Here is a 10,503-nt window from a genome sequence, read left to right as displayed (position 1 = left end):
CCATGCACTTTCGAATTGCCACCCTGCGCCGCTACCCATTGCTGCGCCTGGGCTTGGGTTTTGCGCGCGGATGGCAACGTTGGCCTTGGCGGCAGTCGCTCGACGGCTTGGGCACGCGCTTTGACGAACTGCGCCTGGGCGAGACCGCGGGCAGCCTGACCTTCACCACCCTCATCGCCCTGGTGCCCTTGATGGTGCTGGTGTTCTCGCTGTTCACCGCCTTCCCGGTGTTCGCCAGCTTTCAGAAGGCCTTGGAGCAGTACTTCCTGGCCAACCTCATTCCCGACGACATCGCCAAGCCGGTGATGCGCTGGATCACGCAGTTCGCCGGCAAGGCCCGGGGCCTGGGCACGGCGGGGGCGGCCTTTTTGGGCGTCACGGCCCTGGCCCTGATGCTGACGATCGACCGCACCCTCAACGCCATCTGGCGGGTGCAGCGCCCGCGGCCATTGGCCCAGCGCGTGCTGGTGTTTTGGGCCATGCTGACCTTGGGCCCGATCCTGCTCGGTGGCAGTTTGGCGCTGACCAGCTACGCCGTGTCGGCCAACCGCGGCCTGGTGGCCGCCTTGCCCGGTGGCTTGGAGACCTTCCTTGACGTGGTGCAGTTCACCGTGTTGACCGCCTCGGTGGCGGGCTTGTTCCACTTCATCCCCAACACCCACGTGCGCTGGCGGCATGCCCTGTTGGGGGCTTTGTTCGTGGCGGCCGGCTTCACCCTGGCCAAGATGGGCTTGGCCTGGTGGCTGCAGCGCGTGCCCACCTACGCCACGCTGTACGGTGCCTTCGCCACCTTGCCCATCTTCCTCATCTGGATCTACCTGGGCTGGGTCATCGTGCTGCTGGGGGCTTTGCTCGCGGCCAACGCGCCGGGCTTCATGCAAGGCTTGATCCAGCGCGCGCCGGGGCCGGGTTTGGACTTCGGCCTGTCGCTGGGCGTGGTGCGCGAACTCTGGGCGCGCCAGCGGCGTGGCGCGGCGGGCGCCACCGACCTGGCGCTGGCGCAGCAACTGCGGGTGGACCCCTTGCAGTTGGCGCCGGTCATCGAAGGCCTGCTGGCCTTGGATTGGGTGGGCCGCCTGGAGGAGAGCGGGGCGCAGCGCCTGGTGCTGTTGCGCAACCCCACCGAGACCCTGGCCGCGCCCTTGATCCAGCGATGCCTGGCGCCGCGCACGCCCGAGCTCACGCCCTTGTGGGCGCGCTCCGGCTGGGAAAGCCGGCCCCTGGCCGACCTCTTGTAGCCCTCAGGGGTGCATGACCACCAGCAGCGCCACGGCCGGCGCTGGGCTGGTGTTGGCGATGGCGTGCGCCTGGTCCACGGCGTAGCGGGCGGTTTCGCCCACGGCCACGGTCTGGCGGTGCTCGCCGGCGGTCACGCGCAGCTCGCCCTCCAGCACGCTCAGGTGCTCGCGCGAGCCCGGCTCGTGCGCTTGCGAGGCCAGCACGCCCCCGGGCTGCACCGTCAGCTCGTACCACTCGAACTGACCGGCCAGCTCGATCGGCCCCAGGATGCGCAGTTGTGCCAAGCCGTCGGGGCTGTTCAAGCCCGGCGTGGCGTGGGCGGCCACGTGCTCGATGCCGCGCTCGTTCGGCTTGGCGCCTTCCAACAACGTGCTCAGCTCCACGCCCAGCGCCTGCGCCAAGCGCCACACCACGGCCACCGTGGGGTTGGCCTGGCCGCGCTCGATCTGCGACAGCATGGACTTGGAGACCCCCGCGCGGCGGCTCAGTTCGTCCAGCGTGAGCTGCCGCTGCGCGCGCAGCTGCGCCAGGGCTTCCCCGACTTGGGGCGGTTGGGCAAGATCGGTGTCGTTCATCAAAAGCTTGCTTTAGTGCACAGACGTTCGATATAGTGAACATCGTTCGATTTAGTGCATTCTGCGCCAGGAGAGCTTCCATGACCAGCACCGCCGCGTTCTACGCCCACATCCAGGCCGAGTTGAAGGACATCGAGGCCGCCGGCCTGATGAAGCGCGAACGCATCATGGCCACGCCGCAAGGCGCGGTGGTGAAGACGACGGACGGGCGCGAGTTGATCAACCTGTGCGCCAACAACTACCTGGGCCTGTCCAGCCACCCCAAGGCCGTGGAAGCCGCGCACAAGGCGCTGGACACCCATGGCTTCGGCCTGTCGTCGGTGCGCTTCATCTGCGGCACGCAAGACATCCACAAGGAGTTGGAGCGCCGCATCGCCGCCTTCGTGGGCTGCGAGGACGCCATCCTCTACGCCGCGGCCTTCGACGCCAACGGCGGCCTGTTCGAGCCCCTGCTGGGCGAGCAAGACGCCATCGTCAGCGACGCGCTCAACCACGCGTCCATCATCGACGGCATCCGCCTGTGCAAGGCCCAGCGCTACCGCTACGCCAACAACGACCTGGCCGACCTGGAGAAGCAACTGCAAGAGGCCCGCGCCAAGGGCGCGCGCCACGTGCTGGTGTTCACCGACGGCGTCTTCAGCATGGACGGCACCATCGCCCGCCTCAAAGAAATCCGCGAGCTTTGCGACCGCTACGGCGCACTGCTCGGCATTGACGAATGCCACGCCAGCGGCTTCCTGGGCAAGACCGGCCGCGGCACGCCCGAGCACTGCAGCGTCTTCGGCCAGATCGACATCGTCACCGGCACCTTCGGCAAGGCCTTGGGCGGCGCCAGCGGCGGCTTCACGGCCGCCCGCAAGGAGGTGGTGGAGCTGCTGCGCCAGCGCTCGCGCCCCTACCTGTTCAGCAACACCCTGGCCCCGGCCATCGTCGGCGCTTCGCTGGCCGTGCTGGACCTGCTGGAAGGCAGCACCGAGCTGCGCGACCGCCTGGAAGAGAACACCCGCTTCTGGCGCGAAGGGCTCACCGCCGCTGGCTTCGACATCAAGCCCGGCAGCCACCCCATCGTGCCGGTGATGGTCTACGACGCCGTCAAGGCGCAGCAGCTCAGCCAGCGATTGCTGGAGCTCGGCGTGTACGCCGTGGGCTTCTTCTACCCCGTGGTGCCCAAGGGCCAGGCCCGCATTCGCACGCAGCTCAGCGCCGCGCACAGCCGCGAGCAGCTGGAACGCGCACTCGCCGCCTTCACCCAAGCCGGCCGCGAACTGGGGGTGATTGCATGAGCACCGCCACCACCGCACCGCGCATCCTGATCGTCGGCGCCAACGGCCAGATCGGCACCGAGCTGGCCGTGGCCCTGGCCGCGCGCCATGGCGACGCCAACGTCATCACCAGCGACATCGCCCCCCAAGGCCGCGTACCCGCGCTGCGCCACGAGATGCTGGACTGCACCGACGCCGCGGCGCTCACCGCCATCGTCGAGCGACATGGCGTCACGCAGGTCTACCTGCTGGCCGCCGCCCTGAGCGCCAACGGCGAAAAGCACCCGCAGTGGGCCTGGGACCTGAACATGAAGGGCCTGCTCAACGTGCTGGAGCTGGCCCGCACCCACAAGCTGGAGCGGGTGTTCTGGCCCAGCAGCATCGCGGCCTTTGGCCCCAGCACCCCGCAAGACCACACGCCGCAAAGCACGGTGATGGACCCCACCACCGTCTACGGCATCAGCAAGCAGGCCGGCGAGCGCTGGTGCGCCTGGTACCACCGCGTGCATGGCGTGGACGTGCGCAGCCTGCGCTACCCCGGCCTGATCAGTTGGAAGACGCCGCCAGGCGGCGGCACCACCGACTACGCCGTGGACATCTTTCACCAGGCGCTCAAGACCGGCCGTTACACCTGCTTCCTGCAGGCCGACCAGCGCCTGCCCATGATGCACATGCCCGACGCCATCCGCGCCACGCTGGAGCTGATGCACGCGCCCAGCGAGTCCATCCAAGAGCGCGGCAGCTACAACCTGGCCGGCTGCAGCTTCACGCCGGAGGAGATCGCGGCCGAAATCCGCAAGCACATTCCCGCCTTCGAGATCGACTACGCCCCCGACTTCCGCCAGCAAATCGCCGCCAGCTGGCCGCGCTCCATCGACGACTCGGTGGCCCGCGCGCACTGGGGCTGGAAGGCCGAGTTCGGCCTGCCCGAGATGGTGGCCGACATGCTGGAAAACCTCCGCAAAACCGGGGTTTGATCCTTCAGCCACGGTTCAGCCTGCAGCGCTAGCCTGCGGCGCATGAACCGACCGTGCTGCCTCCGCTTGGCCTTGCTGCTCCTCTTGTGCGCGGGAGGTCCGTCGGTGCACGCCGCCGACCGGCCCCAGCCGGTGGACGAAGCAGCCACCTTGGACGACGTGCGCTACGTCATCGGCCTCACCGCCGCCAACGCCCCCATCTACTGGGGCCAAAACGAGCGATCCACGGGCCTGCGGCCCTTCGTGGCGCTGCGTTGGGGCAAATTGCGCATCAGCAATTCCGGCGCCGGTGGCTTGATCGGCGAGACCAACGCCGGCGGGGCCTCGACCGACCTGCTGGACCGCGACGGCTGGCGCCTGCGCACCGGCCTGCGCATCGACCGGGGCCGCCGCATCCAAGACGACAGCGAGCAACGCCTGAGCGACTTGCCCCGCGTGCGCGGCACCTTGCGCGGCCGCTTGGTGCTCACGCGCACCTTGCCCGGCAATGCCGCCTGGTCGCTCACCGTCGCCCCCGACCTGCTGGGCCGCGAAGGCGGCACCACCCTGCAGCTGGGCTACTTCCGGCAACTCGCCACGCCCGAGTGGCTGAGCGGCCTGGGCGGGCAATGGAGTGTGGGCGCCGACCTGAACATGGGCAGCAAGCAGTACATGCAAAGTTACTTCGGCGTGCCCCAGGGCGCCCAGCGTTTCGTGCCCTACGAGCCCGGCGCCGGCCTGCGCAACGCCAGCCTCGGCCTGGGTTGGCAGCGGCAGCTGGACCACGACAAGCACTGGGTGCTCTTCGGCGGGGCTGCGGCCCAGCGCCTCCTGGGCCCGGCGGCCGATGCCCCCTTCGTGCAGCGCACGGGCACCTGGACCGTGAACCTGGGCTTGGCCTACCGGCACTGAGGCCCCCCAGGGCGGGGGCGGGCAGGGCGAACCCGACTTTTCAAGTCGGGGCGGCCGACCGAGGCTGGCGGGCGCCACAACCCCAGGGAGCCCCACATGCACGTTCTCCGCGCCGCCGCCGTCTGCCGGCGGCTTCACCTGGCCTTGGGCCTGGCCCTGCTGGGCACCACCCTCGGCGTTCAGGCCGCCAACCTGCGCTGGGCGGCCCAGAACGACGTCTTGACGCTGGACCCCCACGCCCAAGACCACGCCACCACCAACGCCATCTTGGGCCACGTCTACGAGGGCCTGACGCGCCGCGACGCCACCTACCGGCCCGAGCCCTCGCTCGCCACGGCGTGGACCTACCTCAGCCCCACCCAGGTGCGCTTCACGCTGCGCCGCGGCGTCAAGTTCCACGACGGCAGCGCCTTCACCGCCGACGACGTGCTGTTCTCGTTCGAGCGCATGCGCCACCCCAACGGCAACAAGCAAACCTACCTGTCGGGCATCAAGGAGCTGCGCAAGGTCGACGAGCACACCGTCGACCTGGTCCTGGAATCACCCACGCCCATGCTGCTGCAGAACGTGGCCAGCGTCTCCATCATGAGCAAGGCCTGGGCCACCAAGAACAACACCGCGGTCACGCAGAACTTCCGCAGCAAGGAAGTCAACTTCGCCACCCTGAACGCCATGGGCACCGGGCCCTTCGTGCTCAAGGCGTGGCAGCCCTCGCAGCGCATCAGCTTCGTGGCCCACAAGGACTGGTGGGACAAGCCCGCGGGCAACGTCACCGAACTCAGCTACCTGCCCATCGCCTCCGACCAAACCCGCGCGGCCGCGTTGCTCTCGGGCGAGGCCGACCTGCTCACCGACGTGCCCACGCAGGACGTGGCCCGCCTGCGCAGCGACAGCAAGCTCAAGGTCATCGAGGGCAGCGAGGTGCGCACCATCTTCTTCGCGCTGGACCAGGGCAACGACGAGCTGCGTGGCAGCAACGTCAAAGGCCGCAACCCCTTCAAAGACAAGCGCGTTCGCGAGGCCATGAACCTAGCCCTCGACCGCGTGGCCTTGCAGCGCGTGATCATGCGCGGCCTCTCGGTGCCGGCCGCCTTGATGGTGGCCCCCGGGGTGAACGGCTACGCCGCCGACTTGGACGCGCCGCTCAAGCCCGACCCCGAGCGCGCCCGCAAGCTCCTGGCCGAGGCGGGCTACCCCGAGGGCTTCGAGGTCCCGCTGCACTGCCCGAACAACCGCTACGTGAACGACGAGGAACTCTGCCAAGCCGTCGTCCCCATGTGGCTGCGCATCGGCATCAAGGCGAAGCTGGTGGTGCAACCCTTCTCCTTGCACTCGCAAACCTTCCAGCGGGGCGAGAGCCCGCTGTACATGCTGGGCTGGGGCGTTTCCACCTTCGACGCCCAGTACGCCTTGCAGGCCTGGGGCCACACGCGCACCGCCGGGGCCGACGGCAGCTTCAACTACGGCGGCTTGAGCGACGCCAAGCTCGACCAGCTCATCAACGCTGCCAAGTCCGAGTCCGACGTGGCCAAGCGCAATGGCTTTTTGCGCGAGGCCTTGCTGCGGGTGCGCGACGAGCACTTCTTCGTGCCGCTGCACCACCAAGTGCGACCCTGGGTGACGCGCCAGACCATCAGCATCCCGCACCGGGCCAACGACCAGCCCCAGGCCTGGACCGCCGTGGTCAAGTGAGCGCCCTCAGGCCGGCAGGGTCGGTAACGCGGGTGCCTTGCAACCCGAGGCTTGGCCAGTGGGCGGGGCGTGACAGGACGATGGGCCGCAAGGCAGCTACGCGGTTGCCGTCGCGAGGGCTGTGTCCAGTGCATCCAGCGCGCTGCGCACCGCGCCACCGCCCAGCTTCAGCCCGTGCGTGTCAATCATGGTGGTCGCCACATCGGCGTGGCCCAGCAGTTCCTGCACGGTTCGGATGTCCGAGCCGCTTTGCAGCAGGTGCGTGGCGAATGAGTGCCTCCACGCCGGGGGCCTGCATGCCCCCGTCCTTCGCCAGGCTCAGTATGCGGCGACGCCAGCTTGGGCACCCCAGCCGCTGTGACGGCCCGCTTGAAAGCCCGCTGAAAGGTCTCGTCAGACAGATGATGCCGGCGCACCACCCCGCTGCGTGGGTCGGTCAAATGCTGACCCTGCGGGAACACCCAAAACCAACTCCAAGCGTGTGCAGCGCGTGGGTACTTTTGATCCAAAGCGCTCGGCAACTCAACCCCCGAGCACCCAGCCTCCACATCGGACGCCCACACCGCGCGCACGGCTGTCAGGTGCTCGCGCAAGGGCTGAACCAGGGAGAGCGGCAGCATCACCACCCGGTCCTTCCCGCCTTTGCCCTCGCGCACGATGACGGCCCGCTGTGCAAAGTCGATGTCCTTCACGCGCAGCCGCAAGCCTTCGGTGATGCGCATGCCGGTCCCGTACAGCAACCGCGCCAGCAGCCCATGCACGCCCGTCATGCGCCCCAGCACAGCGGCCACTTCGTCGGGCGTCAGCACCACCGGCAAGCGCCGGCGAGGCACCGGCCGCCCGATCTCCTGCATCCACGGCAACTGCTGGCCCAGCACCTTTCCATACAGGAACAGCAACGCTGACAGCGCCTGCCGATGGCTGGACACCGACCGTCCGCGGTCCGCGGCCAAGTGCGTCAGGAAGGACTCCACCTCTGGCCCCCCATCTCGGCTGGGTGGCGAAGCTGGTGGAAGCGGATGAAGGCCTTGCACCAGTGCAAGTACGCTTCTTCCGTTCGCAGGCTGTAGTGCAGCATGCGCAAGCGCTCCCGCACTTGGCCCAGCAGGCGCACAGAGCGAAGTGGCGGCAGTTCGAGGACAGGAGCCGGCCGAAGTGCGGCGCGTGAGACCGGCGTGAGGCGAGGTGCCGAGGGCAACATGGGGGTTCCTCCTGCTTCGTGGCGAGCTTCGCACCGGTAACAGGCGCGCCATTTGTCGGCGAAGTTAGTACTGGATGAACGTACAGTCAATGCCCCCAATCTTCATTGAGCAACAAACACTTGTGCACGCTGGCCGTCAGCCTGTTAGGGCGCGGGTGACCTTGATAAACCGCGCCGAAGTGCGCCCTACAACAAGTTAGGCACCTCTGTGGGCACCCTCGAATTCTCAGATCAGCATCCGAACTCGGGCCGGGTCGCCCAGGTTGTGGATGAGGGGCCTGCAATTTGGTTGTACCTAACCTCTCCGGATGGCAGCCAGATCGTTTCCGATTGTTGGCTTCAGAACAGAATCTCTGCGCCTAGTTCAATACATGAATTCAGGGAGATGCGCACCGCGCCACCAGCAACTCGAGAGTTTGTTTCCTATCCAGATCCGGGGCCAATCCCCTCTAATATTGAGTTCATTTGGGCTCCTGATGGTGAAGCGGTTGCCATTCAATTCGATGGTGTCACGATGGGATTTGTCGATAGCCACTGCAAATATGGTTTTAGCCGAAGCCTAATCAAAAAGGGCCCCTTTGGTTCCCCATTTGATCCCCAACTGTTCGCTTCTTTGTTCGGGCATTCGTCATGAGATGCCTAACCACCGCATGCACTCGGACGGTGCCGCTACGCGGCCCCGCCGGTGATCCGGAACGTTAGGCATCGATCCAAGATCGAGTTGAGATCATGTCTGTGCTGATTAGCGGTGCTGTTGCAAATCCTGGGCGCCATGAAGTGGCGCCGCCGATGACGATCGAAAGGGCCTTGGACGTGGCGGGTGGTCTTGCTCGGACTTCGACACGTTGGCCTGCAGGCCCCATTCATGTGCGTAGGCCTCAACCTGGCCGGTTCGTCGATGTGTGGGAATTCAATCTCGCCGACGAGCCTGCTATTTGGAAGAGCTTTGCATTGGACCCAAATGACTTTGTGGTTTTCACTTGGCACATCGAGCAAAGTGATGCCTAACCAGTCGCTAGAGCCTACTCGCGTCGGCAAGCCGCCGCTCGCAGCTCAGCTTCAACGTTGGACCTCTGAACCCTTGTTTGCCAAAGGAAAATGAATGAAGAAGTTTTCTATTGGAATAGTACTTGCCGTGCTCGCTGCATTGAATGGTGCTTCTGCCCAAGATTGCTCTAAAGCAAGAAATGCTACTCCGCAGGACATAATGAAAGGAGAGTCGGTTGCCCTTTTGAATTCAATGGCAGCGGCTTGCAAGTCCCAGGTGCCAGAAAATTTCTTCCGCCTTCAAACCAGCAGTGCGCAGCAAATAAGCGCCCGCGCAACTGACAAGGCTGGGCTATTTAAGAACTACTGCGAATTCACAAGCGAAGCGATCAAAACACTTGGTGGGGGCGCCAATGCGGGAGTACATACCATTGGGCCCCATAAAAATAAGATGAAGTGCGGAGCCCCTGCATCCTTTTGGTTCATTCACACAAAAGATGGCACGCTTGCATTGAGGCTTGAAGTGGCGGTCGAATCGGGCAGTTTGAAGATCGACACGCATTGACACAGCTGCCGAACCCTTCGTTGCACCAGCCCTGAGCCAGCTGCGCTGACTGGTCCGTTGAATTCAAAGGTTGGGCCGACCAACCGCCACGATCTGAAGTCTTCCCCACCCACCAACAAGGTCCCCATGATTGATGGAACATGCCTGTGTGGCACCGCTCGCTGGTCTCTCAAGGACGTGCCAAAGACCGCCACGGCCTGCAGCTGCACGGCGTGCAGAAGGTATGGAACGCTGTGGGCCTATGGCTGGGAAGGAGAGGACGTCACCTTCTCGGGTGAAACGACTGCGTTCGTCCGAGGGGACTCGCTGAGTTTCAACTTTTGCCCCAAGTGCGGAAACGTCAGCCATTGGAGGGGCCTTTCCGTTGATGAACAAGGTCGGCGCAGAGTTGCTGTCAACCTTCGTCTGGCTGAGCCTGGACCCATTGAGCGCGTACCCGTCCGTCACTTCGATGGGCTGGACAAGTGGGAGAGCCGGCCTGACGATGGCAAGTGCGTAAAAGACTTGTGGTTCTAGCAGCCGCGGCACAAGAGTGCGGCCGAACCTGTCGTTCAACCGGACCCGCCACCGCAGGCGGGGCCTGGCCGCTCAAGGGCAAGCGTGCTCAGTGGCCTTACGCGGCAAGGCGCGGTCTGCCTCCGCGGTCCGGTCAACTCAACGCTAGCCGCCCCCTCCATCCAGGGTCACCGCCCCCCGCCTCCCGATGCCGACCTTCGACGTCCTCCGCTTTGCCGCCCTTTGCGTGATGCTGGCCGCTGCGGAAACCCTGCATGGCATTGCCCGCACGGTGTGGCTGGTGCCGAGGGTGGGCAAGGCCACGGCCTTGAGGTGGAGCGTGGTGACGGGCAGCCTGTTGGCCTTCGGGCTGTGTTGGGTGTTCGTGCCGGCGATCGGCGCCGTGGGCTGGCGCGCGCACCTGGGGCTGGGCGCCGGCTTGGCGGCCTTCATGGCGTCGTTCGACGTGGCCATCGGCCGCGGGGTGATGCGCTTGCCCTGGGCGCGCATCGCGCGGGACTTTGACCCGCGCAGTGGCAATGGGCTGTCGGTGGGCTTGCTGCTGTTGGCCGGCATGCCAGCGGCGGTGGCCTGGCTGCGGGGCGGTCCGGTCTAGGGC

General features: G+C 66.2%; 12 protein-coding genes and 1 pseudogene. 10 read left to right on the top strand and 3 right to left on the bottom strand.

The annotated features are described in order from the left end of the window. The first annotated feature begins 2 nt into the window (after positions 1-2). Positions 3-1,238, top strand: coding sequence for a YihY family inner membrane protein (locus EOD73_RS02805; RefSeq protein WP_240660568.1), 1,236 nt, complete (start codon positions 3-5; stop codon positions 1,236-1,238). 3 nt (positions 1,239-1,241) lie between these two features. Here the strand turns inward: EOD73_RS02805 and EOD73_RS02800 are convergent, their stop codons facing one another. After that, positions 1,242-1,814: a helix-turn-helix domain-containing protein gene (locus EOD73_RS02800; protein WP_127680653.1), complete on the bottom strand. Its 573-nt coding sequence runs from the start codon at positions 1,812-1,814 to the stop codon at positions 1,242-1,244. An 80-nt stretch (positions 1,815-1,894) separates the two neighbouring features. Between EOD73_RS02800 and kbl the strand changes: the two genes are divergently transcribed. The 4 genes from kbl to EOD73_RS02780 all read left to right on the top strand — a co-directional run bounded on the left by kbl (position 1,895) and on the right by EOD73_RS02780 (position 6,636). Next, positions 1,895-3,097 carry a glycine C-acetyltransferase gene (gene kbl, locus EOD73_RS02795; RefSeq protein WP_127680651.1) on the top strand — a complete coding sequence of 401 codons (1,203 nt, stop codon included), beginning with the start codon at positions 1,895-1,897 and terminating at the stop codon, positions 3,095-3,097. Then, complete coding sequence (locus EOD73_RS02790) at positions 3,094-4,053, top strand: NAD-dependent epimerase/dehydratase family protein (RefSeq protein WP_127680649.1); 960 nt, start codon at positions 3,094-3,096, stop codon at positions 4,051-4,053. Before kbl ends, EOD73_RS02790 begins: the two co-directional genes overlap by 4 nt. Positions 4,054-4,119: 66 nt before the next feature. After that, the gene (locus tag EOD73_RS02785) at positions 4,120-4,944 is read left to right on the top strand and encodes a MipA/OmpV family protein (RefSeq protein WP_164845932.1); all 825 of its coding nucleotides are present in this window, start codon (positions 4,120-4,122) and stop codon (positions 4,942-4,944) included. 96 nt (positions 4,945-5,040) lie between these two features. Further along, positions 5,041-6,636: an ABC transporter substrate-binding protein gene (locus tag EOD73_RS02780; RefSeq protein ID WP_127680645.1), complete on the top strand. Its 1,596-nt coding sequence runs from the start codon at positions 5,041-5,043 to the stop codon at positions 6,634-6,636. A 96-nt stretch (positions 6,637-6,732) separates the two neighbouring features. Here the strand turns inward: EOD73_RS02780 and EOD73_RS18040 are convergent, their stop codons facing one another. After that, positions 6,733-6,873: an integrase gene (locus tag EOD73_RS18040; RefSeq protein ID WP_441316917.1), complete on the bottom strand. Its 141-nt coding sequence runs from the start codon at positions 6,871-6,873 to the stop codon at positions 6,733-6,735. Beyond that, a pseudogene (locus EOD73_RS02770) lies at positions 6,822-7,714 on the bottom strand (integron integrase). Before EOD73_RS02770 ends, EOD73_RS18040 begins: the two are co-directional and overlap by 52 nt. A 508-nt stretch (positions 7,715-8,222) precedes the next feature. Between EOD73_RS02770 and EOD73_RS17510 the strand changes: the two are divergent. The 5 genes from EOD73_RS17510 (at position 8,223) to EOD73_RS02750 (ending at position 10,500) form a co-directional block, all read left to right on the top strand. Continuing rightward, complete coding sequence (locus EOD73_RS17510) at positions 8,223-8,471, top strand: hypothetical protein (RefSeq protein ID WP_164845930.1); 249 nt, start codon at positions 8,223-8,225, stop codon at positions 8,469-8,471. 95 nt (positions 8,472-8,566) lie between these two features. Next, positions 8,567-8,845, top strand: a complete 279-nt coding sequence (locus tag EOD73_RS02765; protein WP_127680643.1) for a polysaccharide biosynthesis/export family protein — start codon at positions 8,567-8,569, stop codon at positions 8,843-8,845. 94 nt (positions 8,846-8,939) lie between these two features. Next, complete coding sequence (locus tag EOD73_RS02760; protein ID WP_127680641.1) at positions 8,940-9,389, top strand: hypothetical protein; 450 nt, start codon at positions 8,940-8,942, stop codon at positions 9,387-9,389. A gap of 126 nt (positions 9,390-9,515) precedes the next feature. Continuing rightward, positions 9,516-9,905, top strand: a complete 390-nt coding sequence (locus EOD73_RS18035; RefSeq protein WP_127682383.1) for a GFA family protein — start codon at positions 9,516-9,518, stop codon at positions 9,903-9,905. A 187-nt stretch (positions 9,906-10,092) separates the two neighbouring features. Then, the gene (locus EOD73_RS02750) at positions 10,093-10,500 is read left to right on the top strand and encodes a hypothetical protein (protein WP_127680639.1); all 408 of its coding nucleotides are present in this window, start codon (positions 10,093-10,095) and stop codon (positions 10,498-10,500) included. The last annotated feature ends 3 nt before the right edge of the window (positions 10,501-10,503 follow it).

Origin of the sequence: Inhella crocodyli (assembly GCF_004004565.1) — a bacterium.
In the GTDB taxonomy this organism is placed as follows: Bacteria; Pseudomonadota; Gammaproteobacteria; order Burkholderiales; family Burkholderiaceae_C; genus Inhella; species Inhella crocodyli.
Note: the sequence above shows the minus strand (reverse complement) of the source record. Positions and strands in the feature narration are given on the sequence as shown.